Origin of the sequence: Variovorax paradoxus (genome assembly GCF_902712855.1) — a bacterium.
Lineage (GTDB): Bacteria > Pseudomonadota > Gammaproteobacteria > Burkholderiales > Burkholderiaceae_C > Variovorax > Variovorax paradoxus_Q.
This window is the reverse complement of record NZ_LR743507.1, coordinates 2,780,836-2,796,103: the sequence shown is the minus strand read 5'-3', so window position 1 is coordinate 2,796,103 and position 15,268 is coordinate 2,780,836. Positions and strand designations below refer to the sequence as shown.

The following is a 15,268-nucleotide window of genomic DNA, read 5'->3' as shown; positions in this document are numbered from 1 at the left end:
TGACTTCTATCCACAAAATGATTCGCCTGATCGCCGCTGCCGTCACCGCCTTCACCCTGGCGCTGGGCCCCGCCTCTCCCGCGCTGGCGCAGGCCAAGCCGATCGTCATCGGCCAGACCTACGTGAAGACCGGCCCGCTGGCTTCGCTGTCGACCGAGCCGCTCGTCGGCATCCGCGCCATGTTCACGGCGCTGAACGCCAGCGGCGGCATCAACGGCCGCCCGGTGGAGCTGCGCCAGCTCGACGACGCCTACGACCCCGCCAAGGGCGCGGAAAACGTCAAGACCTTCGTCGGCGAAGGCGCGGTCGGCATCCTGATGCCCATCGGCACGTCGTCGTCGGTGGGTGCGCTGAAGGCCGCGAACGAACTGAAGATCCCGGTGGTCGGCCCGTACACCGGCGCGGGTCCGGTGGTGAAGTTCACCGATTACGGCTTTCCGGTGCGCATCAGCTTCGACGAGGAATACAGCCGCATCGTGAACCACCTGTTCACCATCGGCCTGTCGCGCATCGCCTTTGCGCACAACGACAACCCGGGCGCGCGCTCGGCGATGGAAAGCACGCAGAAGTTCATTGCCGAGCGTGGCGACAAGATGGTCGGCAGCGTGGCCATCAAGAACGACGGCTCGGACGCCGCGGCCCGGGCAGCCGAGCTGGTGCAGCTCAAGCCCAAGGCGGTGGTGCTGTCGGCCACCAACGACGTGGCGGCGAAGTTCATCACCGCCTACCGTGCGGCCGGCGGCGAGACGGCGTTCTATTCGTTCTCGTTCCTCAACGGACAGAAGCTGTTCCAGGACATCAAGAAGGACGCGGCCGGCGTGGTCATCTCGCAGGTGGTGCCCTATCCCTGGAACAGCGCCATGCCGGTCATCGCCGAATACCAGGCGGCCATGAAGAAGATCGGCGCCACCGAGTTCAGCTACGCAAGCCTCGAGGGCTACGTCACCGCCAAGGTGATGGCCGAGGGCCTGAAGCGCGCGGGCCCCAACCCCACGGCCGACTCGCTGCAGAAGGGCCTGGAGTCGTTCAAGACGCTCGACCTCGGCGGCATTGCGGTGGCCTACCGCCCCGGCGAGCACCGCGGGCTGACATTCTCCGAGCTGTCGATGCTCAAGGCCGACGGGCGCTACCTGCGCTGAGCCTGCGCGCCGGGCCTTCCTGCGAGAGGCCTGCGAGCGCAGAATTTCGTTCGTGACCCTTTCCAGGACGACCACGAACACGAGCGCGACGGAGGCAGGACCCGGCACGTCGCGGCTCCCCTCCCTCACGCGCGCCCGGCTGCTGCGGCTCGGCGCCGCCCTCTGCGCGGGCGCGGCGCTTCCGACCCTCGCACAAACCCAGGGCACGCCCGCGATGCCCTTGACGCAGATGAACTCCCGCCCCATTCCCTCCTCCGTCTCCGCGCAGGAAACGCTGCCGATCATCGGCTGCGGCACCTGGATCGGTTTCGACCAGCGCCCCGGCACCGACGAATACCAGCGCCTGCCCGGCGTGCTCGACGCGCTGTTCGCCGCCGGCGGCAAACTGATCGACAGCTCGCCGATGTACGGCCGCTCCGAGGAAACCACCGGCGAACTGCTGGCCGCGGCCAGGAAGCAGCAGGCGCAGGCCTTCCTCGCCACCAAGGTCTGGACCTCGGGCCGCGAGGCCGGCATTGCACAGATGGAGCAGTCGTTCAGGCGCCTGCGCACGCAACGCATCGACCTGATGCAGGTGCACAACCTGGTCGACTGGCGCACCCACCTCGCCACGCTGCGCGGCTGGAAGGAACAGGGCCGCGTGCGCTACATCGGCATCACGCACTACACCGCCTCGGCCTACGCCGAGGTCGAGGCCGTGCTGCGCGCGGAGAAGCTCGACTTCCTCCAGATCAACTACTCGGCCGACGCCCGCGAGGCCGAGCAGCGCCTGCTGCCGCTGGCAGCCGAGCGCGGCGTGGCGGTGATCGCGAACATGCCCTTCGGTGGCGGCGGCCTGCTGCGCCGGCTGCGCGACAAGCCGCTGCCGCCGTGGGCGGCGGACATCGGCTGCACGGGCTGGGCCCAGGTGCTGCTGAAGTTCGTGCTGGCGCATCCGGGCGTGACCTGCGTCATTCCGGGCACCAGCCGCGCGCAGCACATGGCCGACAACGCGGCCGCCGGTGCGGGCACGTACGGCGACGCGGCCTTCTGGCGCTCGCACGCCGCCGGCCTGACGGGCTAGCTCAGCCGGCCAGCGCGATGTCGGCGGAGGGCTCTGCGCGAATCGGCACGCCGAAGCTCGTGATGTCCGCGAGCGTGGCGTTGTGGTGCGCGCGGATCTGCGCACCGGTGGCATGCGGCTTGTCGTGCGAGGTGTGCGCGTCGGCCGCCAGCACCACCTCGTAGCCCAGCGCCGCGGCGCGCCGCACGGTGGTGTCCACGCAGAACTCCGACGAGTAGCCGCACACCACCACACGCCGCGCGCCGTGCTCCATGAGCCATGCCTCCAGCGGCGTGCGCAGGAATGAATCGGGCGTGGTCTTGCGGATCTTCGCGTCGCGCACTTCGGTGTTCAATGCGCCGGCGAGCTGCCAGCGCTCGGAATCGAACTCCAAGTCGACCGCATTCTCGTGCTGGATGAAGGCCACCGGCACGCCTGCCGCACGGGCGCGTGCGGTGAGCGCGTTGATGCGCTGCATCACCGCCCCGGCTTCATGCGGGCGCGGCGGATCGTCGCAAAGGCCACGCTGGACATCGATCACGAGGACGGCAGTTCTTGTCATGGGCGGATGGGATGGAAGGGTTCAGGTCAGAAGGAGAAATTCCTGACCGACCAGAGTATGGCGCCCGACAGCAGCGTCGAGACCAGCGCCACCACCGCGCTGGCACCGAACGAGGTGCCGATGCCCAGCTGGAAACCCAGCGTGTAGGCCACGAACAGCCCCGCGAGCAAGGCCGCCGCGGGCCAGCCCTCGATGTGGTGGATGCCCGTGCCGCTCGAGAAGCTCATGGCGCCCAGCAGCGCCAGCGCCACCAGCAGCGAGGCGTAGAAGACAGCGCGGAAGGACTCGCCCAGCGTCGGCGACACACCCGCTACCACCTGCGCCGACACCTTGACCACCAGGGTCACGGACAGCACCAGCGCCCCGACCGCCACCGCGACCTTGACCGGCGTCATGAACGCGAAGAACAGGAGTGCGCCGATGAAAAGGAGGTAATGCATGGTGGGCGCGATTGTGAGCGCCCCAATCTGACCCCGGCCTTACCCCGAACCCTAGCTCCAGGCGCTGACCTCCAGCCGCACCTTGCCGCTGATGCCCGGCGCCGACGGCGCGGCGCCCAGGCTCGACAGCGGCACCACGAACTGCAGCTTGCCGCTGGCGAGCTGCTTCGGGCTCATGGGCAGCGAGGCCTGCCCCGCCGTGTCGGTCTGCCAGCCGTACTTGACGTTCCAGTTCTGCGCCGGGTCCCCGGCCTGGGGCGGCGCGATCTCGATCACCAGCGTGTCGCGGAACAGCGAACTGCCCTCGTAGTGGCCGTCGAGCCAGAACTTGTTGTCGACCTGGTAGTCGGGCACGCGAACGCCCAGCGTCATGGCGTAGGCCAGCGTCGGGCGGTCCTGCTTCACGCGCGCCCGGTTGGCCAGGAACACGGTCGACAGGTAGATGGCGCGACGCTCGGCCCTGGCGGGGTCGGTCAGCTCCTTGTGCGTGCGGCAGGCGGGCGAGTCCTCCTCCGCCACGCGCCGGCTCAGGTACCAGCGCTTGCCGCGCGGCGCGGCCAGCAGCTCGACCTGGTAGAGCGCATCGACGTCGGCCCCGGCGGGAAGGTCGGGCGGCAGGGTGACGCCGTCGACGTCGAACCACAGGTCCACCCGCACGTCCCCGAACAGGAAGCGCACGAGGTTCTGGTAGGCCTCCTCCGAATTGACGATGCCGAAGAAGCCCGAGTGCGATCGGTAGGTGTAGGCGGTGGCCACCGGCTGCGTCCTGCCGGCGGCGTCGGTCGACCAGAGCGAGGCGTTCTCGATGCGCACCAGCCCGTCGCTGCCGTGGCCAGCGAACATGCGCGCGAGGCCCTTGGCGCTTTCGTAGTCGCCGCGGTTGGAGCCGACCATGCAGAAGACGCGCTCGGCCGGAAACGCCGTGGCCGGCAGGTAGTCCATGCGGCCGTTGACGGGCGCGGTGTCCAGGAACTCCGACATCTTCTCGCGGTTGAAGGTGTTCATCTCGGCGGCCGTGAGCCAGGCCGGCACGTTGATGCCGCCCATGTCGATGCCGTTGTGCGGCGTGGCGTAGGTGAACACCTTGTCGACGCAGCGGCGGGCCTCTGCGTCGCCGAGCCCCGCGTTCTGCAGGAAGGCACGCACCACCAGCCCGCCCATCGAATGCGCGACGAGGTAGCAGCGGAAGTCGGCGGCCGAATAACCCGGCCCCTCGCGCTGCACCACGAGGTCGCGCACGCGCAGGATCAGCTGGCTCAGGCCCTGCGCGTACACCTTGACGTCCTTCGACTTGCCGTCGCCGAGCAGCTCTGAACCCGAGTCGTAGTAGCGGTAGATGATGATCGAGGCCGACGGCAGGCCGTCGACGTCCTTGCCGGTCTCGTCGGGCGAGGGCTTCCAGTCGGGGTCGAGGATGTCCAGGCCGTTCTGGTAGACGCTCTGGTACTGGTAGTCGGCCAGCAGACGTACCACCGGCGACTCGAAGACGAACTTCTGCGCGGGCGCATCCTTCTTGACCGTGGCGCGGTACACGGTGGAGCCCAGGTTGAAGCCGCAGAACGGATCGGCCGCGGTGTCGTCCCGCTCCGACTCGGTCATCGCGTAGCCGCGCACATAGATGATGGGGTACCGGTTGCCGCTCATGTCCGTGCCGCCTCGTCCAAGCCGATGAAGCCGGGCAGTTTGCCGGGCCGCCGCAGGGAGCGCCATACCGCGCATGGCATACGACCGCACGCCATGGCACGCGCCCGCCGGAGGCGCCGGAATGCCCCTGCCGGGCGAATGTTTCTGCGGCTGAAACCATTGGAATGCGCGTCGTCGCTAGTCTCGCGCCATCCGACAAACACAATCCAGAAGGTTCCCCATGGCTGACGAACAGGGCTCCTACCTGCCCCAACTCCTTCGCCGGAGCACCGCGCTGGCCGCGGCCGGCTGCGCGTTCATCGCGGGCTGCGGCGCCGCCGGCGGCAGCGAAGCGCGCTACGACAGTTCGCCGCAGTTCCGCGACGGCGGCTTCCACAACATGGCCAACCCCGACCTGCCCGCGCAGGCCAGCGCCTGGCGGATCTGGTCGCGCTTCATCGTGGGCAGCAAGGTCGACAGCGTGCCCGTCGACCCCATCCCGGTGAAGCCGCTGGACAAGGCCACGCTCGATGCGCTCGACGCCGGCACCAACCACGTGGTGCGCCTGGGCCATTCGTCGCACCTGCTCAAGCTGCGCGGCAAGTACTGGCTGATCGACCCGGTGTTCAGCGAACGGGTGTCGCCGGTGCAGTGGGCCGGGCCGAAGCGCTTCCACCAGCCGCCGATCGCGCTCGAGCAGCTTCCGCCCATCGAGGGCGTGATCCTCTCGCACGACCACTACGACCACCTCGACGTCGCCACCATCGAGTACCTGTCGAAGACGGTGAAGCACTACTTCGTGCCGCTGGGCGTGCGCACGCGGCTGGTGGTGATGGGCGTGCCGGTCGAGCGCGTGAGCGAGCTCGACTGGTGGCAAGGCGCCGAGCACGACGGCGTGAAGCTCACCGCCACGCCTGCGCAGCATTTCTCGGGCCGCACGCTGGGCGACCGCGACCGCACCCTGTGGGCCTCCTGGGTGATACAGAGCGGGGACCAGCGCATCTTCTACAGCGGCGACTCGGGCTACTTCCCGGGCTTCAGGCAGATCGGCGAGCGCTTCGGCGGCTTCGACATCGCGCTGATGGAGAACGGCGCCTACGACGCCATGTGGCCCGCCGTGCACATGACGCCCGAGCAGAGCGTGCAGGCCTTCGAGGACCTGCGCGGGAAGGTGTTCTTCTCGGTGCACAACAGCACCTTCGACCTGGCCTTCCACACCTGGCACGACCCGCTGGACCGCATCGCGGACCTCGCCGAGGCGAAGAAGATCGAGCTGGCGACGCCGGTGATCGGCGAGGTGGTGACGGTGGGACAGGCGCGCACCAACACGCGTTGGTGGGTGGGGCTGAAGTAGCCCCTTCGAAGACTGCAGCCCTTGCGCGCCGCAGGTGCAGCTGCCCGCGGCTCGCTGCGCCTACTCGCCGCGCTCCTTGCGCTCGCGCGCCCGGCGAACCTGGCGCGTCTCGCCGGCCTGCGCGGCGATGCGGTCCTTCTCGCGCCGCCTGGCAGCACGCTTCTCGCGGAAATGCTTGCCCAGCACGTAGCTGCCGAGGCCGGTGACCACGGCAATGAAGATGCCGATGACGCTGATGTCGATGCCGCCCATCAGAGCACCCGCACGATGCCCGACGGCTTGAAGCCCAGGTCGGCCGCCTTGCCCTTGCGCGCGCGGCTGCCGCGGGCGTTGTTGAGCGTGCGGATCTCCAGCGTCTCCTCGCGCTCCTTGCCGCCGCGGCCGATGCCCTCGATGCGCACGCTGCGCGTGTAGGCCGCGGCACCGGCCAGGGTGTCCTTGGGCTCGAGGTCGATCAGCGTGAGGCCGCGCCCGCCCTTCGGCAGGCTCTTGAGCTCGGCGATCTCGAAGGTCAGGATGCGCCCGCCCGTCGATGCGCAGGCCACGTGCGTGGCCGCTGGCATGGGTTCGGCGCCGCTCGCGCCGCCCACCAGCGACGGACGGCAGAGCTGCTCGCCCTCGCCCACGTCGATGAAGGCCTTGCCGCCGCGCTGGCGCGACATCATGTTCTCGACCGTGGCGATGAAGCCGTAGCCGCCGGTGTTGGCCAGCAGCACGCTCGCGCCCACCGGGCCGGCGAAGAAGTGCGTGACGTGCGTGCCGGCATCCAGATCGATGAGCGTGGTGACCGGCTGGCCGTCGCCGCGCGCACCGGGCAGCGAGGCCACGGGCACGGTGTAGACGCGCACGCTCTTGTCCTTGGCCGAGCCGAACACCAGCAGCGTGTCGACGCTGCGGCATTCGAATGCGCCGTAAAGCGAGTCGCCCGACTTGAAGCTGTACTCGGGAACGCCCTTTTCACCGTTGGCGCCGTTGGCCGCGGCCTTCTCGCTGGCCCAGCCCTTCTGCGCGCGCACCCAGCCCTTCTGCGACACGATGACCGTGACGGGCTCGTCGACCACCTTGACCTCGGCCACGGCGCGCTTCTCGGCCTGGATGAGCGTGCGGCGCGGGTCTTCGAAGGTCTTGGCGTCGGCTTCGATCTCCTTCACCAGCAGGCGGCGCAGCGCAGCGGGGCTGGCGAGGATGTCCTCGAGCTTCTTCTGGTCATCGCGCAGGTTCGACAGCTCCTGCTCGATCTTGATGGCCTCCAGCCGGGCCAGTTGGCGCAGGCGGATTTCAAGGATGTCCTCGGCCTGCCGTTCGCTGAGGTTGAAGCGCGCGATGAGCGCGGCCTTCGGGTCTTCAGCGGCACGGATGATCGCGATCACCTCGTCGATGTTCAGCAGCACCAGCTGCCGGCCCTCGAGGATGTGGATGCGGTCCATCACCTTGCCCAGGCGGTGCTGCGAGCGCTTCTCGACGGTGACGGCGCGGAACGCGATCCATTCGTTGAGCATCTGCCGCAGCGACTTCTGCGTGGGCTTGCCGTCGATGCCCACCATCGTCAGGTTGATCGGCGACGAGGTTTCCAGCGAGGTCTGCGCGAGCAGCGTGGTAATGAATTCTTCCTGGCTGATGCGCGAGGTCTTGGGCTCGAACACCAGGCGCACCGCGGCGTCCTTGCTGGACTCGTCGCGTACCACGTCGAGCACCGACAGCATCGCGGCCTTCAGCTGGGTCTGGTCGGCGGAGAGCGCCTTCTTGCCGGCCTTGACCTTGGGGTTGGTGATTTCCTCGATTTCCTCGAGCACCTTCTGCGTGCTCACGCCCGGCGGCAGCTCGTTGACCACCAGCTGCCACTGCCCGCGCGCCAGTTCCTCGATCTTCCAGCGCGCACGCGCCTTGAGCGAGCCGCGGCCGGTGCGGTAGGCGTCCGCGATGTCGGTGGCGCTGCTGATGATCTGCGCGCCCCCCGGGTAGTCGGGGCCGGGCACGATGGCGAAGAGTTCTTCTTCGCTGAGCTGGCCGTTCGACTTGATCAGCGCCACGCAGGCATCGGCGATCTCGCGCAGGTTGTGGCTCGGGATTTCAGTGGCCAGGCCCACCGCGATGCCGCTTGCGCCGTTGAGCAGCGTGAACGGCAGCCGCGCGGGCAACAGGCGCGGTTCTTCGGTGCTGCCGTCGTAGTTGGGAATGAAGTCGACCGTGCCTTCGTCGATCTCGTCGAGCAGCAGGCTGGTGATGCGCGCCAGGCGCGCCTCGGTGTAGCGCATGGCCGCGGCGCCGTCGCCGTCGCGCGAACCGAAGTTGCCCTGGCCGTCGACCAGCGGATAGCGCTGCGAGAAGTCCTGCGCCATGCGCACCAGCGCGTCGTAGGCGGCCTGGTCGCTGTGCGGATGGAAGCGGCCGAGCACGTCGCCGACCACGCGCGCGCTCTTGACCGGCTTGGCGCCCACGGTGCCGTTGGTGCCGCCGAAGCCCAGGCCCATGCGCGACATCGAGTAAAGGATGCGGCGCTGCACAGGCTTCTGGCCGTCGGACACATCGGGCAGCGCGCGGCCCTTGACCACGCTGAGCGCGTACTCGAGGTAGGCGGTCTGCGCGTAGTCGGCCAGCGTCAGCGTCGTGTCGCCGTCGGTGGGACCCTGGAGATCGAGCGGGGGTTGGGAGTCGTCCATAAGCAATAGAAGAAAGAAAAAAATGGGATGCCGGCTCAATCCTGCGCGTGGCCGCGTTCGCTTCTGAAGCCGCCGTGGAACCGGCGTCGGCGGTCCCCTGGCGCAGCGCCCCGGAAGGGAGCCGGCGGATCGGCGCGAAGTGCGCAAAGACTGGGAGTGAGCGTCATCCTTCCAGCGTGAAGGCCTCGTGCACCGCGGACTGCACCGCGCCGCCAAGCACCGCGCCGCCGCCCGCGACGTAGATCCAGTCGCCGATGACGGCCGCGCCCACGGCGTGGCGCGGCGTTGTCATCGGTGCATGGCGTTGCCAGGTGTCGCCCACGGGATCGTAGCTTTCCATCTGGCCGAACACCCGGGCCTGGCGCGGCACGCCGCCCACGAGGATGCCGCCCTCCCCGCCCATGGCGAAGAAGCGGCCGCGGTACACCACGAGGCCATGCCCCGAGCGCGCGGTGGGCAGCGGCGAGCGCAGCTCCCAGGTGTCGCGCGCGCTCAGGTAGACGTGGTGCAGGTCGGTGTTGTATTCGAAGGTGTTGAAGCGCCCGCCGATTACGTGGATCTGGCCGCCGTGCGACACGCAGCCGACATGGTCGCGCGCGCCGGGCAGCGGCTTGCGTGGCGACCAGCGGTCGGCCTTGGGGTCGTAGACCTCATGCCAGCCGACGCTCGCGCGTTCCGCCGCGGGCTCGGACGCGCCGCCGATCAGGTGCAGCGCGCCGTCGAGCATCACTGCCGCCGCGGCGCCGCGCGGGCGCGGCAGCGGCGCGATGGCGCTCCAGCGGTTGGCCGCGATGTCGTAGACGTAGGCGTGGGTGTCGGAGCGGCGGTTCTGCTCGACGAAGCCGCCCAGCGCGTAGACCCGGCCGCCATCGGCCGTCACGGCCACGTGGTTGGCGCCGCGCGGCAACGGTGCGCCGTCGAGCCAGCGGTCGGCCTTCGGATCGTAGATGTGGTGGTAGTCGCGGTTGACCTTGCCTTCGCCGTAGCCGCCGACGACGTGCATGCGTCCTTGCGCAGCGGTGGCCCAGGCCATCTCGCTGCGCGGGATCGGCAACGCCGCGCGCGGCACCCAGCGGCCCTGGGGTCCGGCCGGCGCGGGGCTGTCGGTGAAGCGCTGCGACTCCTGCTCGGGCGTCATGTGGTGCGGCACGCCGCCCTGCAGGCGCGCATAGGGTTCGGCCGACAACGGCACGGCCGGCAGGGTGTCGTGCGTGGCCGCGTGCTGCGCGCGCGCCGCGCCCGTCATGGCGCAGGCGGCGGTCGCGAGGACGAATCTTCGGCGGTGCATGGCGGCGGCCTCCATCAGGACAGCGGTGCGGCCGACGAAGCGCCGCCGGCCCCCACCGGCGTGGCGGGATCGGCAGACTCTTCGGGGATCTCGGGCATCGCCGGCAGGCTGCGCGGGCCGTCGGAAGGCATGTTGCCCCGGCCGATCGCACCGCCCTGCGGCACCGTGAGCTCCATGCGGATGCGCCCCGGCACCTTGCCGCCACGCGCTCCGCCGCTGCGCCCGCCCGTGGCCGCGACCGAAGGCTTCAGGTACGCGTAGAGCTGCAGCACGGTCTGCACGTAGTTCTGCGTTTCCTTGTAGTTCGGGATCTTGTTGCCCGCGCGCTGCACCGCGCCCTCGCCCGCGTTGTAGGCGGCCAGCGCCAGTTCGATCTGGCCCGGGAACATCGCGATCAGGTCGCGCAGGTAGCGGGAGCCGGCGGCGATGTTGATGCGCGGGTCGAACAGCTTCTTCTCGATGGTGGCGCGCTTGTCCGCCGCCACGCCGTAGCGCTGTGCGGTGGCGGGCATGAGCTGCATCAGTCCCATGGCGCCCTTGGGCGAGACGGCCTGCGCGTCGAAACCGGACTCGGTGGCAATCAGCGCCTGCAGCAGCTCGTAGTCGATCGAATGCTTGCTCGACGCATCGCGCAGCGCCGCCTTGGCGGTCTTGTAGCTGGGCGAGGCCTCGAACATGGCCAGCAGGGTCTGCGAGGCCGGCGGCACCTTGCCGTCGAGCTTGCGGCCACCCCGGCCCAGCGGCGACAGGCCCTGTGCCGTGTCGAAGCTCTGTCCGCCGCGAAAGAAGATCTGGTAGCGCTCGTCGATCTTCTCGGAAGCGAAGTGCGCGACGCCCTTGCTGTCGACGTAGCCGTAGATGTCAGCGGCGTGCGCCAGCCCCTGCTGCGTACACAGCAGGAAGGCAAATAGCAACGAACGCTTGAAAACTGACATGCGTGGCGTGAAGGGGGTCAGACATCGATGTCGACGTCGTCGGCGCGAAGCTCCATCAGTTCGCGGCGCGCCGCCGCTTCGCCCTTGCCCATGAGCTTGGTGATCTCGCCCTGGGTGGACGTGAAGTCGAACCGTCCCAATTGGACCTGCATCAGGCGACGGGTGTCCGGATTGAGCGTGGTTTCCCACAATTGTTCCGCGCTCATTTCGCCCAGACCCTTGAAGCGGCTGATGCTCCAGGCGCCTTCGCGCACGCCGTCCTTGCGCAGTTTGTCGAGCGTGGCGGTCAGTTCGCCCTCGTCCAGCGCATAGACCTTGGAGGCCGGCTTCTTGCCGCGCGCGGGCGCGTCGACCCGGAACAATGGCGGCTTTGCGACATACACGTGGCCGGCTTCGATCAATTTCGGGAAGTGCCGGAAGAACAGCGTAAGCAGCAGCACCTGGATGTGCGAGCCGTCCACGTCGGCGTCGGACAGGATGCAGATCTTGCCGTAGCGCAGGCCGCTCATGTCGGGCGTGTCGCCGGGGCCGTGCGGATCGACCCCCACGGCCACCGAGATGTCGTGGATTTCGGTGTTGGCGAACAGCCGGTCGCGCTCGACCTCCCAGGTGTTGAGCACCTTGCCGCGCAGCGGCAGGATGGCCTGGCTTTCCTTGTCGCGGCCCATCTTGGCGCTGCCGCCGGCGGAATCGCCCTCGACCAGGAACACCTCGTTGTGGCTGATGTCCTTGCTCTCGCAGTCGGTCAGCTTGCCGGGCAGCACGGCCACGCCGGAGCCCTTGCGCTTCTCGACCTTCTGGCCGGCGCGCTGGCGCGTCTGCGCGGCCTTGATGGCGAGTTCGGCGAGCTTCCTGCCGTAGTCGACGTGCTGGTTGAGCCACAGTTCGAGCGCAGGGCGCACGAAGCTCGACACCAGGCGCACGGCGTCGCGCGAGTTCAGGCGCTCCTTGATCTGGCCCTGGAACTGCGGGTCGAGCACCTTGGCGCTGAGCACGTAGGAAGCACGCGCGAACACGTCTTCCGGCAGCAGCTTCACCCCCTTGGGCAGCAGTGAATGCAGCTCGATGAAACCCTTCACCGCAGTGAACAGGCCGTCGCGCAGGCCGCTTTCGTGCGTGCCGCCGGCGCTGGTGGGAATCAGGTTGACGTAGCTTTCGCGCACCGGCTGGCCGTCCTCGGTGAAGGCCACCGCCCAGTCGGCGCCCTCGCCTTCGGCGAAGTTGTCGGCATTCTTGTCGGCATGGCCGCTGCCTTCGAACAACGGGATCACGGGATCCCCGTTGAGCGTCTGCATCAGGTAGTCGCTCAGGCCGCCCTTGTAGAGCCACTGCTGCGTGTCCTTGGTCTTTTCGTTCACCAGCGTGACGCTCACGCCGGGCATCAGCACCGCCTTGCTGCGCAGCAGGTGGGTGAGTTCGGCCATGGGGAGCGCGGCGGTCTCGAAGTATTTGGCATCGGGCCAAGCGCGCACCGTGGTGCCCTGCTTGCGCTCGCCGGCCTCGAGCTTGCGCACCTCGAGCGCTTCGATCACGTCGCCGCCGCCGAAGGCGAGCCTGGCGATGGAGCCTTCTCGGTGCGAAGCGACTTCGAGCCGCTTCGACAGCGCATTGGTCACCGACACGCCCACGCCGTGCAGGCCGCCCGAGAAGCTGTAGGCGCCGCCGGAGCCCTTGTCGAACTTGCCGCCCGCGTGCAGCCGGGTGTACACGAGCTCGATCACGGGCGCCTTCTCTTCGGGATGCAGCCCGAACGGGATGCCGCGGCCGTCGTCCTCGACGCTGACCGAGCCGTCGGCGTGCAGCGTGACCTTGATCTTCTTGCCGTAGCCCGCGAGCGCCTCGTCGGCGGCGTTGTCGAGCACTTCCTGGATGATGTGCAGCGGGTTGTCCGTGCGGGTGTACATGCCCGGGCGCTGCTTGACGGGCTCGAGGCCCTTGAGCACGCGGATGGAGCCTTCCGAATAGCCGGAAGCAGCGGACGATGAACTGGGGGGAGTCTTGGGGGGAGTCGCCATGGGGGCGGATTGTAGTCAGTCGCGGCCAAACAACTGGATACCCATACAGGAGCGGCCCATCCTGCGGCGTTGATGCGTTCGGCGCATCGAAGCACCGCCTATAAATCATCAATGGCTTTGGCCGCTGCGCCGGTTGCCGCAGCACGCAAGTCGCTACATTCGACGCCATGCAAGCTCCCGCCTCCGCGCCCGCCCTCTCGATCAAGCAAGTCCTGTTCTGCGGGGCAATGATCGTCACGCTGTCCATGGGCATCCGCCACGGCTTCGGCCTCTGGCTGCAGCCCATCACCCAGGCGCAGGACTGGAGCAGGCAGACTTTCTCGTTCGCGCTGGCGATCCAGAACCTGTCCTGGGGCATCTTCGGCGTGTTCGCGGGCATGCTGGCCGACCGGTTCGGCGCGTTCCGGGTACTGATCGGCGGCTCGGTCTTCTATGCGCTCGGACTCTTCGGCATGGCGCACTCGCCGACGCCGCTGCTCTTCACGCTGAGCGCAGGCATCCTGATCGGCGCGGCGCAGGCAGGCACGACCTACGCGGTGATCTACGGCGTGATCGGGCGCCAGATTCCGGCCGAGCGGCGTTCCTGGGCAATGGGCGTGGCTGCCGCCGCGGGCTCGTTCGGCCAGTTCCTGATGGCACCGATCGAAGGCCGGCTGATCGGCCATCTCGGCTGGCAGACCGCGCTGGCCGTGGTCGCGGTGCTCGTGCTGGTGATCGTCCCGCTCGCGTTCGGCCTGCGCGAACCCAGGACCGCGGCACTGGCCGGACACCGTGAGCAGTCGGTGCTGCAGGCAGTGGGCGAGGCATTCCGCTACCCCAGCTTCGGGCTGCTGATGGCGGGTTACTTCGTGTGCGGCTTCCAACTGGCCTTCATTGGCATCCACATGCCCACCTACCTGCGCGACCGCGCGCTTCCGGCCGAAGTGGCGGGCTATGCGCTGGCGCTGATCGGTTTGTTCAACGTGTTCGGCACGTACACGGTCGGGCTGCTGGGGCAGAAGCTGGCCAAGCGCAAGATACTGGCGGCGATCTATTTCGCGCGGGCGGTGTCGATCGCCCTGTTCCTGCTGGCACCGCTCTCCCCGATGAGCGTGTACGTGTTCTCCGCCGCCATGGGCTTCCTGTGGCTGTCGACGGTGCCTGCCACCAATGCCATCGTGGCGGGCATCTTCGGCGTGGCGCACCTGTCGATGCTCAGCGGCTTCGTGTTCCTGAGCCACCAGGTGGGCTCGTTCCTGGGCGTGTGGCTGGGCGGCTACCTGTACGACACCACGGGCAGCTACGACATCGTCTGGTACATCTCGATCGCGCTGGGCGTGTTCGCGGCGCTGATCAACCTGCCGGTGAAGGAAAGCGCCATCGTGCGCGCCCCCCGCCCGCTGGGCGCGGCGGGCTGACCGAGGTCACAGGCCCCATGTCGCCGCAACGACGCCGATACATGGTCCATGCCGGCTGGCTTGCCGCGGCGGCAGTGGTGCTGGGCGGGGTGTTCGCGATGTACGTGCACCCGGCGTTCCTGGTGACGCTGGTCGACCAGATCTGGTCGTGTTTCTAAAGCCCGAGCCCCGAGGTCCGTCCGGAATGAAAGAACCTGCGCCGATGCATGGCCTGTCCGCCCCCTCCCTATGGGTGGTCCGCTGGTCGCACCTTCTGGCGCCCCGCACGACGGTACTCGACGTGGCCTGCGGTGCCGGCCGCCACATGCAGTGGTTCGCCGCGCAGGGCCACGAAGTGACGGGGGTGGACCGGTCGGCAGAGGCGCTGGCAACGGCGGGCGCCTTCGGGCGCACGCTCGAGGCGGACATCGAGTCCGGGTCCTGGCCATTTGGCGGCCGGGCCTTCGGGGCGGTGATCGTCACCAACTACCTCTGGCGGCCGCGCCTGGCCGACATCGTGTCCGCAGTGGCGCCCGGCGGCGTGCTGCTTTACGAGACCTTCGCGGCGGGCAACGAGACCGTCGGCAAGCCTTCTCGGCCCGACTTCCTTCTGCAACCCGGCGAGCTGCTCGCGGCCTGCGCCGACCTGCGGGTGGTGGCGTACGAGGACGGTTTCGAGCCTGCGCCGGAGCGTTTCGTCCAGCGCATCGCCGCCGTCCGGCCCGCCCCGGGCTCCGCCGGCGCGCCGCGGCGCCACCTGCTTAAGGGAAACTGAGGGGGCTGGGGACGCTGTCTGGCGGGGCGCCGGAGTAAGTAGAATCGGCGCTTTCGTCC

The 15,268-nt window shown here is 68.8% G+C and carries 14 protein-coding genes; 6 read left to right on the top strand and 8 right to left on the bottom strand.

Annotated features, from left to right (window positions below; genetic code table 11):
- Positions 1-17: 17 nt before the first annotated feature.
- Together AACL56_RS12775 and AACL56_RS12770 are read left to right on the top strand one after the other, a co-directional pair.
- Complete coding sequence (locus AACL56_RS12775) at positions 18-1,139, top strand: ABC transporter substrate-binding protein (protein WP_339090186.1); 1,122 nt, start codon at positions 18-20, stop codon at positions 1,137-1,139.
- A gap of 214 nt (positions 1,140-1,353) precedes the next feature.
- A complete protein-coding gene (locus tag AACL56_RS12770; protein WP_339090185.1) occupies positions 1,354-2,202 on the top strand; it encodes an aldo/keto reductase in 849 nt (282 codons plus the stop codon).
- A gap of 1 nt (position 2,203) precedes the next feature.
- On the opposite strand, the gene AACL56_RS12765 is transcribed toward AACL56_RS12770, so the two are convergent.
- From AACL56_RS12765 to AACL56_RS12755, 3 genes are read right to left on the bottom strand one after another with little or no spacing between them, the layout of a single operon-like run.
- Entirely contained in the window at positions 2,204-2,743 is a 540-nt protein-coding gene (locus tag AACL56_RS12765) for a cysteine hydrolase family protein (RefSeq protein ID WP_339090184.1), read from the bottom strand.
- Between the two features lie 26 nt (positions 2,744-2,769).
- Positions 2,770-3,183, bottom strand: a complete 414-nt coding sequence (locus AACL56_RS12760; protein WP_339090183.1) for a hypothetical protein — start codon at positions 3,181-3,183, stop codon at positions 2,770-2,772.
- 51 nt (positions 3,184-3,234) lie between these two features.
- Positions 3,235-4,827, bottom strand: a complete 1,593-nt coding sequence (locus AACL56_RS12755) for an esterase/lipase family protein (protein WP_339090182.1) — start codon at positions 4,825-4,827, stop codon at positions 3,235-3,237.
- 220 nt (positions 4,828-5,047) lie between these two features.
- Between AACL56_RS12755 and AACL56_RS12750 the strand changes: the two genes are divergently transcribed.
- Entirely contained in the window at positions 5,048-6,160 is a 1,113-nt protein-coding gene (locus tag AACL56_RS12750) for an MBL fold metallo-hydrolase (protein WP_339090181.1), read from the top strand.
- A 60-nt stretch (positions 6,161-6,220) separates the two neighbouring features.
- On the opposite strand, the gene AACL56_RS12745 is transcribed toward AACL56_RS12750, so the two are convergent.
- The 5 genes from AACL56_RS12745 to AACL56_RS12725 form a co-directional block, all read right to left on the bottom strand.
- Positions 6,221-6,412, bottom strand: coding sequence for a hypothetical protein (locus AACL56_RS12745; protein ID WP_339090180.1), 192 nt, complete (start codon positions 6,410-6,412; stop codon positions 6,221-6,223).
- Positions 6,412-8,820 carry a DNA topoisomerase IV subunit A gene (parC, locus tag AACL56_RS12740; RefSeq protein ID WP_339090179.1) on the bottom strand — a complete coding sequence of 803 codons (2,409 nt, stop codon included), beginning with the start codon at positions 8,818-8,820 and terminating at the stop codon, positions 6,412-6,414. The genes AACL56_RS12745 and parC overlap by 1 nt, the downstream gene beginning before the upstream one ends.
- A 163-nt stretch (positions 8,821-8,983) precedes the next feature.
- Positions 8,984-10,108, bottom strand: a complete 1,125-nt coding sequence (locus AACL56_RS12735) for a Kelch repeat-containing protein (protein WP_339090178.1) — start codon at positions 10,106-10,108, stop codon at positions 8,984-8,986.
- A 14-nt stretch (positions 10,109-10,122) separates the two neighbouring features.
- On the bottom strand, positions 10,123-11,043 hold the full coding sequence (locus AACL56_RS12730) for a lytic transglycosylase domain-containing protein (RefSeq protein ID WP_339090177.1): 921 nt from the start codon (positions 11,041-11,043) through the stop codon (positions 10,123-10,125).
- Between the two features lie 17 nt (positions 11,044-11,060).
- Positions 11,061-13,058 (bottom strand): DNA topoisomerase IV subunit B, encoded by a 1,998-nt coding sequence (locus AACL56_RS12725; RefSeq protein WP_339090176.1) that lies wholly within the window; start codon positions 13,056-13,058, stop codon positions 11,061-11,063.
- A 167-nt stretch (positions 13,059-13,225) separates the two neighbouring features.
- On the opposite strand from AACL56_RS12725, the gene AACL56_RS12720 reads away from it, so the two are divergent.
- Genes AACL56_RS12720 through AACL56_RS12710 form a run of 3 tightly spaced genes read left to right on the top strand, consistent with a single transcriptional unit; the run spans position 13,226 to position 15,209 of the window.
- Positions 13,226-14,455: an MFS transporter gene (locus AACL56_RS12720; protein WP_339090175.1), complete on the top strand. Its 1,230-nt coding sequence runs from the start codon at positions 13,226-13,228 to the stop codon at positions 14,453-14,455.
- Positions 14,456-14,472: 17 nt separating this feature from the next.
- Complete coding sequence (locus tag AACL56_RS12715) at positions 14,473-14,613, top strand: hypothetical protein (protein ID WP_339090174.1); 141 nt, start codon at positions 14,473-14,475, stop codon at positions 14,611-14,613.
- Positions 14,614-14,639: 26 nt separating this feature from the next.
- The gene (locus AACL56_RS12710) at positions 14,640-15,209 is read left to right on the top strand and encodes a class I SAM-dependent methyltransferase (RefSeq protein WP_339090173.1); all 570 of its coding nucleotides are present in this window, start codon (positions 14,640-14,642) and stop codon (positions 15,207-15,209) included.
- Positions 15,210-15,268: the final 59 nt, after the last annotated feature.